The 23,376-nt window shown below is 40.2% G+C and carries 24 protein-coding genes; 4 read left to right on the forward strand and 20 right to left on the reverse strand.

Annotated elements, in window-relative coordinates:
• A partial coding sequence (locus tag ACTCNA_RS12650) for a hypothetical protein (protein ID WP_462948287.1) occupies positions 1 to 196 on the reverse strand: 196 nt, incomplete at its 3' end.
• A 227-nt stretch (positions 197 to 423) separates the two neighbouring features.
• On the opposite strand from ACTCNA_RS12650, the gene ffh reads away from it, so the two are divergent.
• The 3 genes from ffh to ACTCNA_RS12665 all read left to right on the forward strand — a co-directional run bounded on the left by ffh (position 424) and on the right by ACTCNA_RS12665 (position 3,428).
• Complete coding sequence (gene ffh / locus ACTCNA_RS12655) at positions 424 to 1,764, forward strand: signal recognition particle protein (protein WP_462948288.1); 1,341 nt, start codon at positions 424 to 426, stop codon at positions 1,762 to 1,764.
• 258 nt (positions 1,765 to 2,022) lie between these two features.
• Positions 2,023 to 2,898, forward strand: coding sequence for a bifunctional methylenetetrahydrofolate dehydrogenase/methenyltetrahydrofolate cyclohydrolase FolD (gene folD, locus ACTCNA_RS12660; RefSeq protein WP_462948289.1), 876 nt, complete (start codon positions 2,023 to 2,025; stop codon positions 2,896 to 2,898).
• Positions 2,899 to 3,047: 149 nt separating this feature from the next.
• A complete protein-coding gene (locus tag ACTCNA_RS12665; RefSeq protein ID WP_462948290.1) occupies positions 3,048 to 3,428 on the forward strand; it encodes a DUF3276 family protein in 381 nt (126 codons plus the stop codon).
• Positions 3,429 to 3,445: 17 nt separating this feature from the next.
• Here ACTCNA_RS12665 and ACTCNA_RS12670 read toward each other — a convergent pair whose 3' ends face one another.
• The 4 genes from ACTCNA_RS12670 to crcB form a co-directional block, all read right to left on the reverse strand.
• A complete protein-coding gene (locus tag ACTCNA_RS12670) occupies positions 3,446 to 4,051 on the reverse strand; it encodes a MarC family protein (protein ID WP_462948291.1) in 606 nt (201 codons plus the stop codon).
• A gap of 223 nt (positions 4,052 to 4,274) precedes the next feature.
• On the reverse strand, positions 4,275 to 5,576 hold the full coding sequence (gene eno / locus ACTCNA_RS12675; protein WP_462948292.1) for a phosphopyruvate hydratase: 1,302 nt from the start codon (positions 5,574 to 5,576) through the stop codon (positions 4,275 to 4,277).
• Between the two features lie 597 nt (positions 5,577 to 6,173).
• Positions 6,174 to 6,533 (reverse strand): DUF190 domain-containing protein, encoded by a 360-nt coding sequence (locus ACTCNA_RS12680; RefSeq protein ID WP_462948293.1) that lies wholly within the window; start codon positions 6,531 to 6,533, stop codon positions 6,174 to 6,176.
• Between the two features lie 235 nt (positions 6,534 to 6,768).
• Positions 6,769 to 7,149 carry a fluoride efflux transporter CrcB gene (gene crcB / locus ACTCNA_RS12685; protein WP_462948294.1) on the reverse strand — a complete coding sequence of 127 codons (381 nt, stop codon included), beginning with the start codon at positions 7,147 to 7,149 and terminating at the stop codon, positions 6,769 to 6,771.
• A gap of 126 nt (positions 7,150 to 7,275) precedes the next feature.
• On the opposite strand from crcB, the gene dacB reads away from it, so the two are divergent.
• On the forward strand, positions 7,276 to 8,706 hold the full coding sequence (gene dacB, locus ACTCNA_RS12690) for a D-alanyl-D-alanine carboxypeptidase/D-alanyl-D-alanine endopeptidase (RefSeq protein ID WP_462948295.1): 1,431 nt from the start codon (positions 7,276 to 7,278) through the stop codon (positions 8,704 to 8,706).
• Between the two features lie 11 nt (positions 8,707 to 8,717).
• On the opposite strand, the gene argF is transcribed toward dacB, so the two are convergent.
• The 15 genes from argF to ACTCNA_RS12765 all read right to left on the reverse strand — a co-directional run bounded on the left by argF (position 8,718) and on the right by ACTCNA_RS12765 (position 23,341).
• Positions 8,718 to 9,716 (reverse strand): ornithine carbamoyltransferase, encoded by a 999-nt coding sequence (argF, locus tag ACTCNA_RS12695; protein ID WP_462948296.1) that lies wholly within the window; start codon positions 9,714 to 9,716, stop codon positions 8,718 to 8,720.
• Between the two features lie 131 nt (positions 9,717 to 9,847).
• Positions 9,848 to 9,997, reverse strand: a complete 150-nt coding sequence (locus ACTCNA_RS12700) for a hypothetical protein (protein ID WP_462948297.1) — start codon at positions 9,995 to 9,997, stop codon at positions 9,848 to 9,850.
• A 466-nt stretch (positions 9,998 to 10,463) separates the two neighbouring features.
• A complete protein-coding gene (locus ACTCNA_RS12705) occupies positions 10,464 to 11,114 on the reverse strand; it encodes a PQLLE family protein (RefSeq protein WP_462948298.1) in 651 nt (216 codons plus the stop codon).
• A 1,360-nt stretch (positions 11,115 to 12,474) separates the two neighbouring features.
• Positions 12,475 to 12,657 (reverse strand): hypothetical protein, encoded by a 183-nt coding sequence (locus tag ACTCNA_RS12710; RefSeq protein ID WP_462948299.1) that lies wholly within the window; start codon positions 12,655 to 12,657, stop codon positions 12,475 to 12,477.
• An 84-nt stretch (positions 12,658 to 12,741) separates the two neighbouring features.
• Entirely contained in the window at positions 12,742 to 14,637 is a 1,896-nt protein-coding gene (locus ACTCNA_RS12715) for a polysaccharide biosynthesis protein (protein ID WP_462948300.1), read from the reverse strand.
• Positions 14,638 to 15,040: 403 nt separating this feature from the next.
• A complete protein-coding gene (locus tag ACTCNA_RS12720; RefSeq protein WP_462948301.1) occupies positions 15,041 to 15,337 on the reverse strand; it encodes a GIY-YIG nuclease family protein in 297 nt (98 codons plus the stop codon).
• Positions 15,338 to 15,614: 277 nt separating this feature from the next.
• Positions 15,615 to 16,757, reverse strand: a complete 1,143-nt coding sequence (locus ACTCNA_RS12725) for a DegT/DnrJ/EryC1/StrS family aminotransferase (protein ID WP_462948302.1) — start codon at positions 16,755 to 16,757, stop codon at positions 15,615 to 15,617.
• A gap of 162 nt (positions 16,758 to 16,919) precedes the next feature.
• Positions 16,920 to 17,147: a type II toxin-antitoxin system HicA family toxin gene (locus ACTCNA_RS12730; RefSeq protein WP_462948303.1), complete on the reverse strand. Its 228-nt coding sequence runs from the start codon at positions 17,145 to 17,147 to the stop codon at positions 16,920 to 16,922.
• Positions 17,148 to 17,185: 38 nt separating this feature from the next.
• Positions 17,186 to 17,410, reverse strand: coding sequence for a type II toxin-antitoxin system HicB family antitoxin (locus ACTCNA_RS12735; RefSeq protein ID WP_462948304.1), 225 nt, complete (start codon positions 17,408 to 17,410; stop codon positions 17,186 to 17,188).
• A 134-nt stretch (positions 17,411 to 17,544) separates the two neighbouring features.
• A complete protein-coding gene (locus ACTCNA_RS12740) occupies positions 17,545 to 18,144 on the reverse strand; it encodes a sugar transferase (protein WP_462948305.1) in 600 nt (199 codons plus the stop codon).
• 49 nt (positions 18,145 to 18,193) lie between these two features.
• Positions 18,194 to 18,796, reverse strand: a complete 603-nt coding sequence (locus ACTCNA_RS12745; protein WP_462948306.1) for a GNAT family N-acetyltransferase — start codon at positions 18,794 to 18,796, stop codon at positions 18,194 to 18,196.
• Positions 18,793 to 19,998 carry a glycosyltransferase family 4 protein gene (locus ACTCNA_RS12750; protein WP_462948307.1) on the reverse strand — a complete coding sequence of 402 codons (1,206 nt, stop codon included), beginning with the start codon at positions 19,996 to 19,998 and terminating at the stop codon, positions 18,793 to 18,795. Before ACTCNA_RS12750 ends, ACTCNA_RS12745 begins: the two co-directional genes overlap by 4 nt.
• Positions 19,999 to 20,007: 9 nt before the next feature.
• Positions 20,008 to 20,835 (reverse strand): glycosyltransferase family 2 protein, encoded by an 828-nt coding sequence (locus tag ACTCNA_RS12755; RefSeq protein WP_462948308.1) that lies wholly within the window; start codon positions 20,833 to 20,835, stop codon positions 20,008 to 20,010.
• A gap of 17 nt (positions 20,836 to 20,852) precedes the next feature.
• Positions 20,853 to 22,076: a hypothetical protein gene (locus tag ACTCNA_RS12760; protein ID WP_462948309.1), complete on the reverse strand. Its 1,224-nt coding sequence runs from the start codon at positions 22,074 to 22,076 to the stop codon at positions 20,853 to 20,855.
• A gap of 35 nt (positions 22,077 to 22,111) precedes the next feature.
• A complete protein-coding gene (locus ACTCNA_RS12765) occupies positions 22,112 to 23,341 on the reverse strand; it encodes a glycosyltransferase (protein ID WP_462948310.1) in 1,230 nt (409 codons plus the stop codon).
• Positions 23,342 to 23,376 lie beyond the last annotated feature (35 nt).

The raw sequence follows: 23,376 nt of genomic DNA on the forward strand, positions 1-23,376 counted from the left end.
GGTAAAGATCCGTTGTCGGAGACTCTTCAGCATATTCAATCCAGCTTTTAAAATCATTTTCAGAAATGGCTTCGCCGGGGAGAGAATATGAATTAATATCCGGCTCATTCAGAATTCGGATTAACTTATTCTCTTCCAGTTTTTTGAGTTCCTCCAACGATTCTTCTCCCGTTATTTCTATTCTTATTGTTTGCATTTTATATCAATGTTGTGATAATCAGGAATGAGAAATTTCAAATTCCGTTATTTACAAATTTAATCTCTTTTTTAGTAAGACAAAATCATTTTTAAAGTGAAGTACCGGAAATCTGTTTCAAATTTAAAGAAGAGTTTCTTAAAATATATTTTCCACGCATTCTTTTACCATTCAACTTTAAACTTGTATTTTTGGGACTCATTTTCAAAAAAGAAAAATTATAACAGATGTTTGACAATTTAACTGACAGGCTGGAGCAATCGTTTAAGATGCTGAAAGGGCAGGGATTGATTACCGAAATCAATGTGGCTGAAACATTGAAAGATATCCGCCGCGCTTTGCTCGATGCCGATGTTAACTTTAAAATAGCAAAGCAATTTACCGATGATGTAAAAGAAAAGGCACTTGGCCAGCAGGTACTTACCGCGGTGAAGCCGGGCCAGCTGATGGTAAAAATTGTAAAGGATGAACTGACCGAACTGATGGGAGGCGAAACTGCCGAAATCGAATTGAAAGGTTCTCCGTCGGTAATTCTGATGGCTGGTTTACAGGGCTCTGGTAAAACTACATTCTCCGGAAAACTGGCCAACATGCTCAAGCGCAAAAAAGGCCGCCACCCGCTGTTGGTTGCCGGCGACGTTTACCGCCCTGCGGCAATTGAACAGCTGAAAGTTGTGGGCGAACAAATTGATGTTCCTGTTTACACCGAAGACGGAAATAAAGATCCGGTTAAAATTGCCAAAGCTGCCATTAAAGAAGCCAAAACCAAAGGCCACGATGTGGTGATTATTGACACCGCCGGTCGTTTGGCCATCGACGAGCAGATGATGAAAGAAATTTCATCGATTAAAAATGCCGTTGAGCCCGACGAAATTTTGTTCGTGGTGGATGCCATGACCGGTCAGGACGCTGTAAATACAGCCAAAGAATTTAATGACACACTCGATTTCAACGGCGTTGTGCTTACCAAACTTGATGGTGATACCCGCGGTGGGGCCGCGCTTTCTATCAGGTCGGTGGTTAATAAGCCCATTAAATTTGTGGGGACCGGCGAAAAAATGGATGCCGTGGATGTATTTCATCCCACCCGTATGGCTGACCGTATTCTTGGGATGGGCGACGTTGTTTCGCTGGTGGAAAAAGCCCAGGAGCAGTTCGACGAAGGCGAAGCCCGGAAACTACAGAAGAAACTGGCGAAGAATACCTTCAATTTTAACGACTTTCTGAAACAAATCAGCCAAATTAAAAAAATGGGTGATTTGAAAGATGTGGTTTCCATGATTCCGGGGATGGGGAAAGCCATGAAAAACATGGACCTCGACGACGATGCATTCAAGCACATCGAAGCTATCATCCACTCAATGACACCCGATGAGCGTGAAAATCCGGCACTGATTAACGGCAGCCGCCGTAAGCGAATTGCCAATGGTTCGGGCACCAATATACAGGAAGTGAACCGATTGTTGAAACAATTTGCTGAAACCCGTAAAATGATGAAAGCCGTGTCGCAGGGCAAAAACGTGCAGCGCATGATGGGAGGAATGAAGCAGCCGGGAAGACGTTTTTAGTTGAGCGAAAGTTAAGTTGTAAGTTTTGAATTTTATTAAAATACCAATAGACAAAAAAACAAATATCAAATAAATTACAATGTTCAATTTTTTAAATTCCAAAATTTTTGAAATAGTTGTGTTTTGGAAATTGATTTTTGGTGTTTGATTATTATTTGTGTTTTGTGATTTGCTTAATTGTTATTTTGCATTTTGCTTAAATAGTCTAATTTTAAAATACAACTTTGTTATTTGCAGGGTTGTTTCAAAATAAAAACTATGAAACTGATTGACGGGAAAAAAGTGGCAGCAGAAATGAAGCAGGAAATTGCTGCGCAGGTTGCTAAACTAAAGGAACAAGGCGGAAAAACACCTCACCTGGCCGCTGTTTTGGTTGGCCACGATGGCGGCAGCGAAACCTACGTTGCCTACAAAATCAAAGATTGCGAGGAGGTGGGGTTTAAATCGTCGCTTGTTCGGTTTGAAGACGACGTGACCAAAGAAGAGCTGCTTGCCAAAGTTGATGAGCTGAACAACGATGACGACATCGACGGGTTTATTGTACAGCTTCCGCTACCTGCCCATATTAACGATCAGAATGTAATCGAGGCCATCAATCCCAAAAAAGATGTGGATGGTTTTCACCCCGAAAACGTGGGCAGGATGGTTATCGGGCTCCCGTCGTTTGTTTCTGCCACTCCATTTGGTATTGTTGAGCTATTGAAACGTTACAATATTGAAACCAGTGGAAAAAATTGCGTGATTGTTGGCCGCAGCAACATTGTTGGCCGCCCGCTGAGTATCCTGATGTCGCAGAAAGCCATTAACTGCACGGTTACGGTTGCACACAGCCGCACCAAAAACCTGGAAGGATTATGTCGAAGCGCCGATATTCTGGTGGCTGCCATTGGTTCGCCCGAATTTGTGAAGGGCAACATGGTAAAAGAGGGGGCCGTAGTTATTGATGTGGGCACTACCCGGGTAAAATCAGACAAAACGAAATCGGGCTGGAAACTGAAGGGCGATGTTTTATTCGACGAGGTTGCCCCCCGGTGTTCATTTATTACTCCTGTCCCCGGTGGAGTTGGCCCTATGACAAGGGTTTCGCTTTTGCACAACACCTTGCTAGCTGCAACCAATCAGATTTACCGGTAAATTCTCTGAAATTAGAATCAGTATAAATTAGATTCCAAATGAACAGAATCCCGGGAAATGAATCCCGATTATTGATTTTCAACCGGAATAATTGAATTATTTTTCTATTTTTGAATAACTAACTTGAATAAAATCGAAAATTAAGAAGAATGGAAAGGGTTGACAGTAAGGAAGAAAAGCAAAAGGCTGATGAAAAATTCAGGCAGGAAATTTATTCAAATGTGATTAGGGCAGGAAAAAGAACTTATTTTTTCGATGTAAAAAGCACCCGAAACGATGAGTATTATCTTACCATTACCGAAAGTAAAAGAAGGTATTCCGAAAACGGTAAATTTCACTACGAAAAGCACAAAGTGTTTCTTTATCAGGAAGATTTCGACAAGTTTGCCGAAAGTTTGACTGACGTAATTAAGTTCATAAAAGAGAACCAGCCCGGTGAGAAAACAGAGAGCCGTGAAACTGAAGAGGTAACTGTTGACAGTAAAGAAAAGGGGAAAGATTTTACCGATGTCGATTTTGAAGATATTTAATTCTTCAAGGTAATTACCTATCCCAGGACGAACATGTTCTGGATTCCTGTTAATACCATGTTGATCCCAATTGCACCTATGAAAAATCCGTTTAACCGGAGCAAAATTTCCATGTTTTTATCGAAAGCGGTTTTGAACTTTCTGCCGTCGATAGAATCACGAAACCTTTTTAAAGTATAAAGGGTTAGAAAATTTATCCCGAAAATTATAACCAGAGAAAGGGCTCCAATGCCAATTGAGTGTTTCTGAGACAGCAAAATACTGAGTGAAATTGTTCCGGCACCAACCATAAACGGAAGCGCAATTTCAGATGCCAGGTCGTCGAGGTTTTCCTTGATCATAATCAATGCTTTCTGGCCGCGAACAATGAAAAAGTAAGCATAAGAAAAAATGATGATCCCACCGAAAATGCGAAACGATTCAAAGTTAATCTGAAAAACTTTTCTGAAAATTGAATCGCCCAGAAAGAAGAAAACCAGGCATATTGCAAATGAAATAAGCGTGGCTTTAAATATTACCCGCATAAAACTTTTATGTGGCAAATCTTTTCTGATTGGTTCCAGGTAGAGAAACAATGCAAAGGGGTTGAGCATAACCAGTATTTCAATAATCGACGAAATCATAAAGCGGTTTGTTTTCTTTTTTATACTACTTTTTAACCGGCATTCAATTTACTTTTATAAACCAGTTTTAATTTTTTGCAAATGTAAATTGAAATTTCAGCTTTGCAAGCAAGTTTTTCATTCTGTTAGAAAAAACACAAAAAAAATCCCTGGGGGAATTTTGAAACCCTCAGGGATAATTAGTTATCCGGTTAAAAGAGAGCGGCTAAAAACCGCATTACTTTTATTTTTTATAGATTTTTTTGTAGCCGTAAATCGCGCTTTCGCCCAGTTCTTCCTCAATGCGGAGCAACTGGTTATATTTTGCCATGCGGTCGGAGCGGCTCAAAGAACCGGTTTTAATCTGACCGGAATTGGTAGCAACGGCAATGTCGGCAATGGTTGCATCTTCAGTTTCACCCGAGCGGTGAGAAGTTACTGAAGTATAACCTGCGCGGTGCGCCATTTCAATGGCATCCAGTGTTTCGGTAAGCGTACCAATCTGGTTCACTTTAATCAGGATAGAATTGGCAGCGCCCAGTTCAATTCCTTTTTGCAGGTATTCAACGTTGGTTACAAACAGATCGTCGCCAACAAGCTGGCATTTATCGCCAATTGCAGCATTCAGTTTTACCCAGCCTTCCCAGTCGCCTTCGTCCATTCCGTCTTCGATGGAATCAATCGGGAATTTTTCAACCAATTCAGCCAGATAAGCAGCTTGTTCTTCCTGGTTACGTTTTGCAGCGCCTTCGCCTTCAAATTTGGTATAATCGTACACTCCGTTTTCAAAGAATTCCGAAGCTGCACAATCGAGTGCGATAGAAACATCGCCACCATCCTCAGCACGTCCTGGTTTGTAACCGGCTTTTTTAACGGCTTCGATGATACTGTTCAGTGCATCCTCGGTTCCTTCCAGTTCCGGGGCAAAGCCACCTTCGTCGCCAACAGCAGTGCTCAGATTGCGGCCTTTCAATACTTTTTTCAGGCTGTGGAAAACTTCGGCTCCCATGCGCAAACCTTCACGAAAAGATGAAGCGCCAATCGGGCGAATCATAAATTCCTGGAATGCAATTGGTGCGTCAGAGTGTGAACCACCGTTGATGATGTTCATCATCGGAACCGGCAATGTTTTGGCGTTGGCTCCACCAATGTAGCGGTACAACGGAACTCCGGCAAATTCTGAAGCAGCCTTCGCAACTGCCAGTGAAACTCCGAGAAGTGCGTTGGCGCCCAGCTTCGATTTTGTTTTGGTTCCGTCCAGTTCCAGAAGTTTGTTATCAACTGCTACCTGGTCAGTGGCATCCATGCCAACCAATTCTTTGGCAATGATATCGTTTACGTTATCAACCGCTTTCAAAACGCCTTTTCCAAGGTAACGGTTTTTATCTCCGTCGCGCAGTTCCAGCGCTTCGTTTTCTCCGGTTGAAGCTCCTGACGGAACTGCAGCACGGCCAAAAGCGCCGCTTTCAAGTAATACTTCCACTTCGATGGTAGGATTACCACGCGAGTCTAAAATTTCTCTTGCTCTAATGTCGCTTATTAACATGACAATTCGTTTTTATTGTTCAACTTATTTTTGTTTTTATCAGAAAATCAGAATGTTAAATTCGATTCGCAAAATGCAGTTCAAAGATAGTAAAATGTTTGCTTGTGTGTAAAAGAGCAGTTCAACGGATTTTCAAGATTTCATATAGGGTTAACCTGGTTTGGGTGCACCGATTTCTGAATATTAGGTTTGGTAGGAACCGTTCCTTTCTTCCCGGGAACGGTTCCCTCATCCTTATCCAACCAGCTTATTGTAAAAATTTTTCGGTATCCTTTGTGAAATTTCTATTTTCAAGATGTTTAGTGTGGATGCAATCGCAGTTATAAAAATATTCGCAAATTGATTCAGGTAATTGAGCGTCGATAATAATTCTCATGCTGCCGGAAATTCGATATTTTTTAGATGAACTGATTTTGCAGCGAATGCCAGGCATCCCAGAATATCTTCTTTTTTAAGATCATCAATGCGATTAACTCATTCAATGAAAAGAGAACAGTTTTCTTTGTGAATAAATGTTTCTTCTGTTAAACAAGGTAGCAGATTCTTAGCTGCTACATCAATCTTTTTAAAGAGAATGGTTCTGCATTTTGCTACTGCTCATTTCCTGTATTTCTCACCAACCTCATACCGCAGCACATCCACTTCATGGTAAGTTATCAACCCGCCACGCTTGCTGTTTTCCATCAACTCGTTTACCTTTCCGGCAAAATCATCCAGTTTTTCAACGGTATCGACTATTTCAACCGAAACCGGCATGTCTTCCGACAAAGCAAATATTTTCATGGTATGAATGGAATGACTTGCCCCGAATGACATAATTCCTTTGTAAACAGTGGCGCCAGCAAGTCCGGCTTTTCTGGCTTCAAAAACAATTTCTTCATACAACGGCCTACCGTGTATTTTGTCTGATTCACCGAGGTAAATTTTAAGCGCTCCTGATTTCCCTGAAATTTCCATGATTACTGGGTTTAATTATTTTCTTGTTTACACGAAATTGCATGTAAAGAGGTTTCAGAAAGGGTCAAGATTGTAAAACTTTAAAAATGTTTGATGGGGTGGCGTACATGTGTCAGGTAGCAACCTGCAACCTGAAACCCGTAACCTGAAACCTGCAACCTGAAACCTGCAACCTGAAACCTGCAACCTGCAACCTGAAACATGCAACCTGCAACCTGCAACCTGGAACCTGTAACTACATTATCGCACGAACAACAACAACTCCGAGGTAAACCGCAAGGATGCCCAAAAACAAACTTCCAAAAACATTTATGAAAAATGGTCCAAAAGAATTTTCTTTCAGCATAACAAAATTATTGTAAGCAAATGATGAAAAAGTAGTGAATCCACCGCAAATTCCAACTGCCAGAAACATTCGCCATTCCGAACTCATCAAATTTCCTTTCTCCGCAAGCGCGAAGACGATTCCGATGATAAAACTACCGGCAATGTTCGCTATCAATGTTCCGTAAGGAAAAGCGCTGCTTAAATCTTTTTCCACAAATACCTGTACCAGGTAGCGCATTACGCTGCCAATAAATCCTCCTGTTCCAACCAGTAAAATTGTACGTAACATTCTATATTTGATTTCAGGATGAAAAATCTACCAGGTCAAAAAACAGTAACACTTTTTCAAAATCCCTCTCGTTAATTGCCGATATCCTTTTCAATCTATTATTTTTAATGATTCAAAAATACAAAAATGAAGGTACGCTTATTTGCTTTTTTGACAGCTATTTTGGTTTCGCATTGTGGCAATTCGCAGCAGAGATTTGAAAATGCGCTGCAAACATTACTGGAACAACCTGAATATCAACATGCATCGGCAGGAATCCACATAATTGACCTGGAAAGCGGAGAAGAATTGTACAGTTTCAACAGCGAAAAACTGATGATTCCGGCCTCTGCCATGAAACTTGTAACATCGGCTGCTGCATTAAAAATTCTTGGCCCCGATTACCGGTTTGAAACAAAAATTGGTTACACCGGAAAAATTGTGGATGGTACCTTGAAAGGCGATCTTGTAATTGTTGGCGGAGGAGATCCTGCGCTGGGATCGGAGTATTTTATGGATCATTATTTTCATCCGCATTTTCTGCATACCTGGACGCAAAAAATAAAAGCGGCCGGAATACAAAATGTAGAAGGAAACCTAATTTTGGATATGTCTGTTTACGAAACGGAAAAAATCCCGTCGACCTGGATTTGGGAAGACCTGGGGAATTATTACGGGGCCGGTACCAGTGCGCTGTCTGTTTACGACAACCTTTTCCGGATTACATTCCGATCGCCACAGGAGGCCGGGCAACCTGCCGAAATCATTGCCATTTATCCAAAGGTTTCGGGACTTGATTTTCAAAATGAAGTGCTTTCATCGAACATCAACCGCGACCGCGCGTATGTTTTTGGCAGTCCGATTGACGGCAAACGAATTATCAGAGGGACTATTCCCAAAAGCAGATCGACATTTACCATAAAAGCATCAAATCCTTCTCCTGAATTTTTATTGGCTGAAGATTTTTTAGCGCATTTAAATAAAAATGGAATTTTTATTTCGGGCAACGTAATAACACGATCCATCAATCCAAAACAACTGGCCACTATTTTTATCCAGGAGTCGCCGGAACTGGCTGAAATCATTCGTATTCTGAATGTGGAAAGCGTCAATCTTTTTGCCGAACATCTTGTAAAACAAGTTGCTGCAGAAATGAATGGGAAAGGAAGTCGTGAAAATGGACTAAAGATTATCAACGATTTTTATCATCATGCAGGACTCGATACGATGCAATTGATTATGGAAGACGGAAGCGGGTTATCACATTTTAACCTGGCTACCCCGCAGTTTTTTACCGGACTTTTAAGTTTCATGAATAGTTCTGAAGAATTCAAAAACTCGTTACCAACAGCAGGAGAGGGGACACTTTACAGTTTTAGTTCATCTGATTTCCCGGAAAGAACATTGATGGCAAAAAGCGGCTCAATGACAAGGGTTAGGTGTTATTCAGGCTACTTGATAACAAATAAAGGGAAACAACTGGCTTTCTCAATAATGTTCAACCATTTTGAAGGAGAACATGCCAAATTGATAAATGAAATTGAAAAATTACTTATTGCAATAAAGACATTTTATTAATTTTAAAAGTTTTATCCCAGCGTAGCCACCATCACAGCTTTTATAGTATGCAGCCGGTTTTCAGCCTGGTCGAAAACAATGGAAGCTTCACTTTCAAAAACTTCTTCAGTCACTTCCATCGAGTCAAGTCCAAATTTCTGAAAAATTTCTTCGCCAACTTTTGTTTCACGATTGTGGAAAGCAGGGAGGCAATGCAAAAACTTTACATTCGGATTACCGGTCATTTCCAGCGTTTTTTTATTCACCTGGTAGGGCAGCATCGATTCAATGCGTTTGGCCCACATGTCCTCCAGTTCGCCCATCGAGAGCCATACATCGGTATAGATAAAGTCGCAATCCTTAATTGCTTCAGCAACTTCATCTGTTACAGTTATTTTCGCACCGGCGCTTTTGGCAATTTCCCTGCACTGATTCTGTAATTCTTCGGCAGGTTGTGCTGCTTTTGGTGCGGCTGCCCTGAAATCCATACCCAGTTTTGAGGCGCCTACCATTAGTGAACTTCCCATGTTGTTGCGGGCATCGCCCAGGTAGCAGAATTTTATTTCAGAAAGTGGTTTGTTGGTGTGCTCTTTCATAGTCAGAAAATCGGCCAGGATTTGCGTAGGATGAAATTCATTTGTCAATCCGTTCCACACCGGCACTCCGGCATATTTTCCGAGTGTTTCCACCGTTTCCTGTGCAAAACCGCGGTATTCTATTCCGTCGTACATTCGGCCAAGCACCCGGGCTGTATCTTTCATCGATTCTTTATTTCCGATTTGCGAACCCGACGGCCCCAGGTAGGTTACCCGGGCTCCCTGATCGAAAGCTGCCACTTCAAAAGCACAGCGTGTGCGGGTCGATGATTTTTCAAAAATCAGAGCAATGTTTTTACCCGCCAGTTTTGGCTGCTCGGTTCCGGCATACTTTGCTTTTTTTAATGATTCTGAAAGCTCAAGCAGAAAATTGATTTCTTTCGGAGAAAAATCGAGCAATTTCAGAAAATTTCTGTTTTTTAAATTAAAAGCCATATTCAATAATTTTATAATAGCCCCCGGTTTCAACCGGGGGTTCGATGAGCAATAGCGAATACAAGGCGCAAGCAGTCGGTAAATTAAAGCAAATATGTTGCATGCGCCTTAATCATATATCGTTGATTTGATTATCCGTTCAGTACCTCTCTGTCCATTCCGCCCACATTCCTTACCCGTCGAAAGCCGGGCAGGCGCCCCGAAACTCCGTAATCGGGATTAGTTCGACTTACATCTTTCAGTTTTCCACCGGCTGGCGGATTATGAAACATGAGTCTCACTGAACCGGACATGTTTCCTTAGAGGGGAGAAAAGGCGTTATTTTTTTTAGTTTATGACCCCCTTTGCCAGCCAACGCACTGGCCTTACCCTGGCATTTCCCCCTAAATGGGGGAAAGGAAACGGTATTTTTTTTAGTTTATCACCCCCTTTGTCACCCGCCCACTTGCCCTACGCCGACATTTCCCCCTACCTCTCTGTCCATCCGCCCACATTCCTTACGCCGGACATCCCTCCGCCAGCTGGCGGAGAGAAAAAGCGGAATGTTTGATTGTTGGGGGAAAGAAAGCGGACTTTTGGGTTTTATGACCCCCTTTGCCGGCCAACGCACTGGCCTTACGCCGACATTTCCCCCTAAATGGGGGAAAGAAAGCGGATTTTTTTAGATTATGACCCCCTTTGCCGTCCTCCCACATTCCTTACGCGGGCATTTCCCCCAAATGGGGAAAGGAAGCGGATTTTTTTAGATTATGAGCGGACGAGGATGCCGAGTTTTTCGAGGAGCTGGGCATCGTCTTCGAATTCGATTTTGGCCAGTTCGGTGAGCTGGTTGCACCATTTTTTGAGCTGGCTGTGGAGTTCCCATTTGGTTTGCGTGGCCTGCTGTGCTTCACCCATCTCGCGTTGCTGGGCCTGCTGCAGCGATTTCAAACTAACTACTTCCTGCTGTTGGGCTGTAAGTTCTTCATTGGCGTAGCTGTAGGTTTGCATGGTTTCGGCCCATTGCGGGTTGCTGAGCAGGTTGGCATAGAATTTTTCGGCATCGTTCAGCCAGTCTTCGAACCGGGAGATGTTGATTTCATTAAGGTTAAGGGCGTTGAATGCTTCTTTGTTGCCATCGAATGCCACGCGGGCGATTTTTTTTGCGCGTTTTAAATCGTCTTCGGCTTTTTCGCGGGTTTCGTTTAAGGCGTCGGTGGCAGCGGTTTGTTCGTTTTGCTCTTTTGCCTGTTGTTTGCCTGCTTGGTCGGTTTGTTGCCAGAGGGCTTTGCCCTGGTCGAATTTTTCGGTGGTGTAGCTGTAGTTTTCGAGGCGCGATTGAATTTCGGCGTCGTCGGCAGCGTTCCAGATGAGGATGCGCCAGGATTCCATTTGTTCGTTAAATGTTTTGTAGCTCATAGTTTGTAAATTTAAATTATACATGTGGGCTTTGGACCCGTTAATTGATATTTGATGAATTTTTGTTTGCTATTTTGTTTCGCTGGTTTGTTATTTCTACGTATTGGTTTATGATTTCTAACTGCTGTTTTGTCATTTCTGCGCTGTGAAACATGATTTTAACCTGCCGGTTTGTCATTTCTGCACGATGAAATATGATTTTTACCTGTTGGTTTATCATTTTTATATGGTCAAAACCCATTTTTGCTATTTTGAATGCCGTTTTTGTTGCCCGGTATATGGTTTTGGCGCTTTGGTTTGCCTTTTTAAAGTTTAAAGATGCATTAAAAATCAGATAAACATGTTGTACAATTTGTTAAAGAACTTATGAAAAGCAAGATAAAACTTTTGGATGATTTATGCAAGTGTTTTTTTAGTTGCTGATTATCCGCCAAGCAGATCGAACCGCTTGGCGGGTGGGGCTTGCTGCTTATGATTTCCCGGATTTTTTACCCCGTCCCCCCGGGGGGGAGAAGAAGCCCCCTCCGGCTCCCCCAAAGGGGGAGAGAAGAAGCGGTATTCACTGCGTGAATGGAGTTGACCCCCTCTACCTCCTGCGCTTCTGGCCTTACGCCGGCATCTCCCCCTAAAAGGGGAGAAGAAGCGGTATTCACTGCGTGAATGGCATTTATAAATGGTGTGGCAAGGGAACCGGTCTGTGAGGAGAGAAGAAGCCCCCTCTAACTCCCCCAAGGGGGAGGGAGGACTGGGACGGTGCGTTGCGAACGTCAAGATTTTTATTGTATGCTTTAATAGCTTTGATAAACGGAGCTATCTTCATGAAATTAGGTCGTGCGCCTACTACGGAAATGATTTTCATAAATTATGTGAATCTTTAAATTTTTTAAATTTAAATTATTAGCAAGAAAAACCCTGAAAGGGTTTAATAATAATAGCCCCGGGCAACGCCCGGGGTAAATGAGCGATAGCGAATACAAGGCGCAAGCGGGTGGTTCAAAAAAGCTCGAACAATGTATGCGCCGCAATTTCAGGCGTTGATTTTTGTTTGTTATCCGCTTGGCGGATAGGGAAGCATAAAGTGAGGTTTAGTACTCACGATTTTTCGGATTTTTTACCCCGGCCCCAAGGGGTGAAATCCAAAAAATCGTTGGGTGTGCGGTAAATCCCGACGGTGTCGCTGGGAGCGACGCCGTCGGTTTGGGGTTACTCCGATTCAAACGTGATGCCGTCTTTTTGTTTTTTTGAGGGGCAACGCGATATCCCGTGAGGCAAGGGAACCGGTCTGTGAGGAAAAGACCGGTTCCTTCGGAATTATAAACCCCATTTGAATCTTGGTTGCAACGAAGGCTTTTCTGTATAATTAACCAAAATACTTCTCTATAACCAGTAAAATAATAATAATAACCAGCGATATAATGGAACCAAAAAAAATGATAGCAGATGTCTGGTAGCTGGAATCTTTTTTTCCCTGGCCAACACTGTCTTGTTCAGATTCTTTTTTATCTGAAAACCGGTTAAATAAGCTGTTAAATTTTATCTTCATTTTTTGTCGTAATAAAATATACTTTCTCAAATTTACAGGGCCTGCATCCTGATATTCATTTCCGGTTACCAATCCCTTCTCCTATCAGGCGTTGCTGTATAAAGAATTCGCCGGTTTGAACTCGGGAACAATTTCCATCATCTCTTTAACCAGCAGGCACCTCTCTTTTTTATCAATATCCCGCAGGAGGTTGTTTATTTTTTGACTAACCACGGCAAACTCATGCCGCCTGACTTTCCCAATCATAATTTTATCGTTGTGGGTGGGTAAAAATTCCTCCTTACTGTCGAACAGTTCTTCATAAAGTTTCTCCCCTGGCCTCAGGCTGGTAACTTTAATTTTTATGTCTTTATGGGGTATAAACCCTGATAACGAAATCATTTTTTCAGCCAAATCGTAAATTTTAACCGGTTCGCCCATGTCGAACACAAATATTTCGCCGCCCCGGCCCATAAAACTGGCATCCAGTACCAGTTGGCAGGCTTCGGGAATGGTCATAAAATAACGTGTGATATTTTTATTGGTAACAGTTACAGGCCCGCCTTTTTCAATTTGTTTTCTAAACAGCGGCACAACCGAGCCGTTCGACCCCAGCACATTGCCAAACCGGGTGGTAATAAATTTGGTAGAAAATTCTCCGGACTGCGATAACGCCTGGATATATATTTCACTGATGCGCTTGGAAGCCCCCATCACGTTGGTGGGATTTACGGCTTTATCGGTGGAGATAAATACAAATTTTTCCACTTCGAAATTCACCGACAAATTCGCCAATAACCGGGTTCCTCCCACATTTACCCTTATGGCCTCGCAGGGAAATTCTTCCATAAGGGGTACGTGTTTATAGGCCGCAGCGTTATAAACGATGGAAGGCCTGTAAGCCATAAATATTTTTTCCATCTTTTCCCTGTTGGTAACATCGCCTACAATCGCCTTAAAATTAGATGCTCCCGGTTTTGATTCGATTTCATTGGCAATGTGAAATAAATCAGACTCAGCTTTATCCACCAGGATAACCTGCTTTACATTAATGGCAACAAGCTGACGTACAATTTCAGAACCAATGGAACCTGCCGCACCGGTAACCAGAACAACAGAGTTTTGCAGCCCCTCACTGATTTCTTTAGAATTCAGCTTAATGGCATCGCGGCCAAGTAAATCTTCAATATTGATGCGCTTTATGGATTTGACGTTTAACTCGCCGTTAATCCATTGGTTTACCATAGGTACTTCCTTTACCGTAATGTTCTGCTCCAGGCATAAATCGGTAATTTCCCTTTTTCGTTTGTAGGTAAGCCTGGAAGGGTCGATTGCAAAAATCAGTTCACTTACCTGTTTACCGGGAATAATTTTCCGGAATGCGGCATCGGCTGAGTATATGGGAACACCTGCAGTGTATTTGTTTTGCAGGGAGGGATTATCGTCGATAAAGCCCACCAGGTCAATGGGGATTGATTCATCCACCAACAGGGCATTCCGGGTAATTTGCCCCAACTGCCCTGCTCCGAAAATCATTATTTTTACAGATTCCCTTTTGTCTTTTTTGAATAAACTGAACAGGAATTTGGCCAGAAGCCTTGATAAAATCAGCAGCGTTGATGCCACCGTTACCATTATTGCAATAACGGAAAGGGGAATAATTAAAAAGGAGGGAAACTGTAAATACCTGCCGGCAAGGGAAACAATAATCAGCATTATTCCGGCGCAAAACATGGAATTGACAATGCGCATGACATCGTTCATTGTACTGTGCCTTAAAATACCGGAGAATGATTTCGATTTCCAAAAACAAAACAGAACAACCGGAAAAACAATTGAAAGTTGGGCGTACTCAAAACTGGCTTTTACTGGTTGAATATTAAAATTAAAACGCAATAAAAAAGCCAGTATAAAGGAAAAACCCACAATAAGAAGGTCGGAAAACAACACTAACCATCGGGGTAAATAACGCTTAGTGAAATAGGTTAAAATTTGTTTCATTACTGAAGCAATTGATTAAACGGTTGATGTTAACTATCTGTATTTAATAATGTTTGAATTCATCTGAAAGCAAATATATAAACAAATTTTAACAATTTACGGATGAACTGAAGTTATTTCGAATCTTTATGCCAAAAACCCCCCTGGCAAGCCGTCATTGCGACCGCGAGAAACGAAGCGGCAAGCAATCTGTTCATCCTTGCAGGTTTCCATTACAATTCTGTTTGTGGCAGTCGGTACTGATTTGATTATTTTTTGTCCTGTGGTTTTAAGTTAAGTTGGTGCGGATTATCGACAGATTGCTTCGTCGTGACTCTTTCGTTCCTCCGAGCCACTCCTCGCAATAACGGCTTTGTTCAGGGCTGTCATTGCGAGGAGGTACGACGAAGCCATCTGTTCAGATTTATTCCAACGTTTCATAAAGGTCTTTCCATTCCGGATTCATTGCTTCAATTAGTTGTATCTTTTTCTTTCTGGGACCAGCCTTAAGCTGCTTTTCTCTTGCTATGGCTTCGCCAATGTCTGTATAATTCTCATACCACACCAGCTTTTCAATATTGTACCTGGCTGTAAAACTTTTAGGGTTTTGTTTGAATTTGTGCTCTTCCATACGGCGAACCAGATTATTGGTTACTCCTGTATAAAGTACCGTGTTGTTCTTATTGGTGGCGATGTAAGTCTGGTAAGTACGAAATTGCATAACTTTTAATTTTTTGGTTCTGTGGTTTTAAGTTGGGCGGTGCGGATGCGGACAGATTGCTTCGGGAGGCTTCGTTGTAAGCCAGGCTTCTGCCAATTGGTACAGTTTGCTTCGGGAGGTCTCCGTTGCCCTTCGACTCCCTCGCAATGACGGGCTTCGATGAAAGGGGGGTATGCCAATGAACGGCGGGGATGTGAATCCCATACACCACCTTCTATGCATTGGCGTTCGCTTGCCTTCGCCCGTTCCGTTACTTTATCCAGCAAATATTCGTCAATCAGCATAGTTTAATAATAACATCTACTACCCGTTGCAGATCCTCGTCGGTGAGATTGGGATGAGAAGGGAGACAAAGGCCCCGGTCGAAAAGGCTTTCACTCACTTTCGATGCATCACCGTAGAAAGGAGCATCAGCGAAGACCGGCTGCAGGTGCATCGGCTTCCACAGCGGGCGGGATTCAATATTGGCGGCTTCCATAGCGAGGCGCAGGTCTTCGCGGGTATAACCGGCCTCCTGCGGTTCAATGATAACGCAGGGAAGCCAGTGGTTGGAATTAAATGCGGGAGAAGGATTTTTTAAAAAGGAAACGCCCGGCAAGTCTTCCAGTTGTTGACAATAATAATTTTGAATCTCCCGGCGACGGGCCACAAATTCATCCAGCACGGTCATCTGGCCGCGGCCAATACCGGCGCAAATGTTGCTCATGCGGTAGTTGTAGCCGATTTCTGAGTGCTGGTAGTGAGGCGCGTTATCGCGGGCCTGGGTAGCATAGAATTTGGTTTTGGCAGCCTGTTCCGGGGTACGGCAAACCAGCGCTCCGCCACCCGACGTGGTAATCATTTTATTGCCGTTGAACGACAACACACCCAGTTCGCCAAATGTACCGCAGCGCCGTCCGTTGTATTCCGAGCCCAGCGCTTCGGCAGCATCTTCCACCACCGGGATGTTGTATTTGGCACATACCGTTAGAATCTCGTCCATTTTGGCGGGCATACCGTACAGGTGCACCGGAATAACGGCTTTGGGGTATTTCCCGGTTTTTACGTAGCGGTCTTTTATGGCGGTTTCGAGCAGAGCCGGATCCATATTCCAGGTATCGGGTTCGCTGTCGATAAACACGGGTTTGGCACCCACGTAAGCAATGGGATTGGCTGAGGCGGCAAAGGTAAACGACTGGCAAATGACTTCGTCTCCCGGTTTTACGCCGAGTTGTATCAATGCCAGGTGCAGGGCTGCTGTGCCGGAGCTAAGCGCTACAATCAGCCGGTTTTCTCCGAGGTATTTTGCCAAATCGTCTTCAAACCCATTCACGTTGGGGCCCAGCGGCACTACCCAGTTGGAATCGAAAGCTTCTTTAATAAATTCCTGCTCGCGGCCTGACATTTTTGCCAGGGAGAGGATTATCTTTTTGTTTTGCATAAGAATTTTTTTATGTTTTTGTATTGCTGTAAGGGAACCGTTCTTTTTAAGATAATGGTTTCTTTTATCCACTGATAAACCTTTATTTCCCTGAGTTTGCGCCAGCGGGAGGGTTTTAGTAATGAGGACCTACAGAGAAAAACGTTATATCGGCGCTTGTTTTTATTTAATTTGAAGGAAAGTTTCTGTATTGATGTTTGCCTGTTTTAATATTGCCTTAAGTGTTCCTTCCGGCATATCACCCGGATGGTTTGGTATAGTGGTAAATCTTTTGGTCTTTGGATTATACCATAATTCATGACTGCCTGCCGCCTGCCGATAAAATTCAAAACCACATTTTTTTAATTTTTTGATTATTACGCGATATCTAAAACCTGCCAGCCGCCCCATAATTTATTTTTTCGTTTATAAAAAATCCTTCTGGCAAGTTACAATCCAATTACCAGCGGAAATTCAAAATTATCAGATGGTGTGATGAGATGGACATTTTGTTCTTTCCTGGCTTCCAGTAATTTTTTTGCAATATCTCTGGCAATTTCAAGCGTTTCAGATAAAGTCCTGCCCTGCGCTACCAAACCTTGAATTGTGTCGGAGGTTGCCAGATAGTAACCTTCCGGAAGTTTTTCTACATGTAGATTTATTAACTTTTCCATGTTACTGAATTATTTTTTTCAAAATTAGAAAAATTATTGAAAAGAAAACTGATTTAGAAATAGAAGGTTAAAAAGGGGGACTCGCTTTGATGAACCGGTTGAGCAAGATGGAGGGAGGTGGTTTTTTATATCCTTCACCAATTTTCCAATTTCTTTCCCAACACCGTATAAATTATAATTTTTATATCCAGCCATAGCGTGCGGTTTTGCAGGTAGGCGAGGTTGATGCGGACTTTATCGGGCCATATCACCTCATCGTTGTATTTTACCGGGTCGGGTTGTTGGGCCAGCAGTTCTTCCTCGTTGGCGTACTTCATGCTGGCGGGGCCGGTAATTCCGGGGCGCAATTCCAGTATTTTACGTTCCTCACCGGTGAGTTTATCCGCGTAACCGGGCACATCCGGGCGAGGGCCTACAAAACTCATGTCGCCTTTGAGGACGTTCCACAGCCCGGGCAGCTCATCCAGTTTGTATTTACGCAGGGTGGCGCCGAGCGGGGTGATGCGGCTTTCGCCTTTTACCGACACGCTGCTGCCGCCGTGGCCAACCGACATGGTGCGGAACTTGACCAGCGTAAACAACTTGCCGTGCCTGCCCACCCGCTTCTGGGTGAAAAATACCGGGCCGGCTCCCATCTTCAATTTGATGAGTATAGCCACTATCAGCAACACCGGCCAAAGCACCAGCAGGCCGAAAAAGGAGGCGAAGATATCGAAGGCTCGTTTTAAAAGCATGGTATTATTTTATCCACGAATTTCACTAATCTTTCCTTTTCGTGTAATATTAGTGGACTATCTCTTTCACATACACATTTGAAACTTCGTTGCCATGAATGGTAATTTGCCTAACCAGTACAAACCCGTTTTTACGGTAGAAATTGTTGGCTCCTTTTAGTTTTTCCCCGGCAATCACTTTATAACTGGTAATTCCCCGGTTGACTAATTCTTTTTCCAGGGCAGCCAACAGTTTTGTTCCGATACCACCCTGCTGTGCCTGTGGACTTACCGAAATGGAAAGCAATTCGGTTTCGGGAATGGAAGGTTCATTTTTATTTTCCGAAACGGAAAGCGATGGCGCCCGGAAGGTTTCCCAAAGTGGTTTTAACAAAGCTGGTTTTTTGAACACTGCCCAACCAATTTTTAATACGCCTGCCGGGCTGGAAACCAAAAACCGTTTCATAATTCCTTTGGAGGAGAGTGCGCAACTCACAAACCCTAAAATATTATTCTCTTCTTTATACACCAACACCAGTTCTTTCTTTATAAGAAACCGGTAAAGGCTTTGCAAAAATGAAGGGCCCAGTTTGGGCAAAAACCCCTGGTTGATAGTTTGGATGTGCAGATTAGCAATCACTTTTGCTTGCTTTAATTCAGCCTTTTTAATCATTTTTGAATGAAATTCTGTTCTACAACTTCAGCAAACTCATTACACAAAATAGACTTGTCGTATTTAGTTTCTGCCAATTTACGGGCATTTCGACCCAATTTCTCCAATAGCGGTTTATTGCCCTTTAACTGAACCAGTAGCTGAGCCAACTCCCCAGGTTTTGTCGCATTCACATAAAATCCACATTCATGTTGTTCTACCATCGTTTTTGTCCAGCCATTGGAATTTACGATAATTGGTTTGCCAGCCGATAAGGAATCAAATAGTTTATTAGGCGAATTGGTTGCAAGGATGGGAAGATTTGAAAAAGTAACCAAAGAAACATCGCAGGCATTTACTATTTCTGACGTTTCAGTCATTGGGAATTTTCCCAGAAAAAATACATTGGTTAGATTTTTAGTTTTTGCATCAGCTTCAAGCTTTTCTTTCACCGCACCATCTCCCAGAAAAATAAAATCAATATCGTTTACGTTTCTGCGTTTGAGTTCGTTGGCTGCATTAATGATGTATTCAAGACCATTGGCAAGACCCATTGCGCCAAAGTGAATCACTTTAAATGAGTCTTTATTTAAATTAAACTTTTTATAAACCGAAAAATTTATTTCCCGAGACCAAAATTTATCAATTTTTGCCATGTTCGGTATCATGGCTACTTTTTCTGCAGGCGTTCCGGCAGCTATTACACCTTCTACCATGCCCGGCGACAGCGCTACGATGTGTCTGGCCTTTTTATAAATCATGTTTTCGAAAGCAATGGCCAGTTTTTTTAGTATTGGATTTTTTAACCCACCCATTTGAATGGGTACTTCGGGCCATAAATCACGAACTTCAAACAAATAAGGTGTTTTTTTCAACCAACGAACGACCAAAGCCGGGAACCCGATGGTTAGCGGAGTTGAAGTGGCAATGATTAAATCAACGTCATTTTGTTTTATTGCCTCGAGGGTTGAGCGAAACATAAATTTCACAAATGAATTCATTCGCTGCACGATTCCCATGGCATTACCATAAGGCACTTTCAGATATATGACTTTAATACCATCAATCATTTTTTCCTCTTTTCTTTGGGTAATATTCTGACTGCCTGTAATCATAGTAACCTCATGCCCGCGCGAAATGAGTTCCTGCGAAGTCCAATATGAGCGGGTGCCTCCGGGCTGGGCCGGGGTTTTAAAGTATTGGTGGAGATAAATGATATTCATATTTTAGATTTACTCTTTCCAAAACTTTTTTATTAGCATTTTAATAGAATCACGATTCATTTTAATTGATAACTTGCCTTTTATACTTTTTGTTGAAACATGTTCATAGTCATTTATTAATAGTGATTCATCATAAAAAACTTTCATATTCGCCTGACGAATTAATTCAGCAAAAAACATTTCTTCTCCAAATAAAAAACTATCAAATTGAATATTATCAATTTTTTTAAAAAAAGATTTTGTAAATATCATAAATGAACCATGCCCCGCATAAATAATATTTCTGGTCTTTGATGTTTTTTTCTTCCTGACAAATGGGTGTATTAACTTTTGGTAAAGACTAAATAGAACAGGATAACTGTAAAAAAAAAGCATAAGTTTCATTCTAAATAGAGAAGGCCTAACAATCATTCTTGGATTTTTGTCAAATTTTGTATGTAGGGAAATAATACGGGGAGTAATCCATCCAATTTGAGGATCATAGTTGTTGTACAGTAAATTTTTGAAAATATCTTTACTAACTAATAAATCAACATTTGAAATAATAAAGTAATCATACATTTTGAGATATGAAAATCCTATTTCTTTTATTATTCTATTTACTCCCCCCAAATAACCAAGATTTTCCTGAAAAGGCTTATTCATTACATTAATATTTTTGTAAATTGAAGTATCTATTAATTTGTTGTTTGCTGTGGTGTTATCCGCAATAAATATATCAATTAAAGCTGTTTTTTTAGGATGACTATTTGCTTTATCAATAGATTCCAGATAGTCTAACAATTCATTATATGAATTATAATTTACACATATTATTAAAATTTTCTTATTGTGCATTTAGCATGATTTTTAATTTAAAATACTTTTTCAGAAACAGATAAATTAGCATTTGTATTATCATGTTTATAGGTCATTTTATTTATAGTCAATATTGTAAAGAACATCAATAATACGAATTCATGGGCGCCTCTACTATACAATAACAAAAGCTTAAAATTAACTATAAATAGTAATAGGGTGAAAAAAATAAAATAATTACATAATTGCTTCAGTTCAGTTGAAGTTTTACTTTTTCTAATAACCCAGACCCGTTTTATCATATATAAATATTGCATTATTATTAACATTAGACCAATGATTCCAATTGAAAAAATTGTTTGGATATAGCCAATATCGGTACCATCAATTTCAACTCCTTCCCCGATTAGGGTACCATAAACCGTTTCCGGGAAAAATAAATGATTGTATAATAGCCCCTTATCTGATGTACTATATTCTGCTCTGCTTATATCATATCCTTTATTCAGTGAAGTATTTTGAATAAAATATAGCGACCCGGCTAATATTGGCAAAGCGAAGTTAAATACTAGAATAAATGCACCAACCAGAATGGGCGTGATGAATATTTTTTTTGTGAATGAAACTTTTTTTAATAGAGTGAAAGCAAGTGGTATAAAAACAAAGAAACCTAGAATCATTGCCATTCTCGAGATTCTAAAACAACTAATAAACGCAAGCAAAAATAATATTAAGAAAACTATTTTTCTTGTATTTTTATATTGAAAATAAAATACATATATACCGAATACTGATAATAAGGCTGCATAATCAAATGAGCCTGCTAATCCTAAATTCCTGATAGTTAAACGATTTAGCAAATCAGTATCCTTGTTGAAATTAAAAATACTTGCCATCGGATTTATTACAGAAGGGAATAAAATTTGAAGAGCAATGGCTAAAATATGTAATAATAAAATTATTGAGATTATGTTGATGATTTTTCTTGCTGAAAAAGATAAGTTTGGAATTATTAGTCCCAAAAAAATTGTTGATAAGACAATTCTAAAATATTTCCCTATTAAATATTCCGATAAATTTGAATTAATTAGAAAGACTAAAGCTTGCCAAAAAATGACAACAATAGCGTAAATCATCAAGATTGTAACTTCTTTTTTATTTATTAATTTGATTCTTAATAACAAAAACAATACTAAGAGATTAAAAGCAATTGTTAAAAAAATGGAAAAAGGATTGTAAATATTTACAAAGAAGAACATTAATAAAATAAACACTTTCATATTTCTAATGTTTGAAATTATGTTTATATGTTAAGCTAAAATTCATAAATTAAATTAAGCTTTTTATATGAATTATTAACATCAAAAAGACTTTTATTATTGTCTATTTGAGTAATAAACTCATTTGCATTTTTCAAAGATGAAATATTCTTACAGAATTCTTCAAAATTAAGGTCATTTACATTCTTAATTACTATACCTAAATTTTTTTCTTTGCAAATTTGAGCTGCTCCCCTTACATTATTGTTAACAATAGGAATTAATCCAGCTGCTAAGTATTCGACAAACTTTACACCAACCCTGCTATCAGTTTCGTTCATTAATTGTAAGCCAAATGTGCATTTTTTGTAAAGAAAGGGTAGTTCATTGTAAGGGATATTATTGTAAATATTTAAACTTGGAATTAAGTCTTTGAATTTTTTTTGGTGTAAAATATTTATATATTTTACTTCTCTGGTTTTTGTTACAATAGTGAATAATGCATCTGGAATATATTTTTTTACCTTTTGGAAAAAAAATAAATAAGTTTCAATATTATTCCAATTACCAAGACCACCAGTATATAGAAAATGAATTTTAGAACTATCTCTTTTTTGTGAAAAAGCAATTTTAAAATTTTTAAAGTCAACGGTATTATAAAATAATATATGCTTGTCATTGTTAAAGTTGATATTATTTCTCTCTAAAATATCAGAACGTAAAGGGGAAGAAATAAAAACACTTTTATGTGTTTTATTTAAAATCATATTTTCAATTTTTTCCCATAACCTATTAGTTATTGAATTTTTTCCCCATAAACCGATTCTAATATTTTCTTGAATAAAATCGGATCTGGGGTCAAAAATTAATTTTGATCTTCCAAAATAAATAGATGAATACAGAAAAGCAGAAGGATAAGATCTTAAATGATAAATAATTAATTTATTTCTATTTGCCAGATCCGAGATGGAGTGCCAAAATAGATATGGCATTGTTGTAATAATTAAAAACGGGAACAAATACCACTTTAATGAAAAAACTCTTGCGCGTAAAAATAAAGTTGGTAGATTAACTATTTTTATATTTGAATTCGCTAAATCATTTTTTAAAGTATTGATTTGCTTTTTGTAAAGTATTAAATCCAAAAAAGAAATATAACTTATTATTTCAATACTATATTCTTTATTATTTTCGTGAAAATTAATTAGAGGTAAAATATGTTGTGAATATATAAGACCTTTGCTCCAATAATCCTCATTAAAAATTATAAATTTTATTTTTTTCATTTGTTGGGTCTTATTATTAAAATTTTTATTTTATT

It is taken from the genome of Tangfeifania sp. (assembly GCF_055108615.1).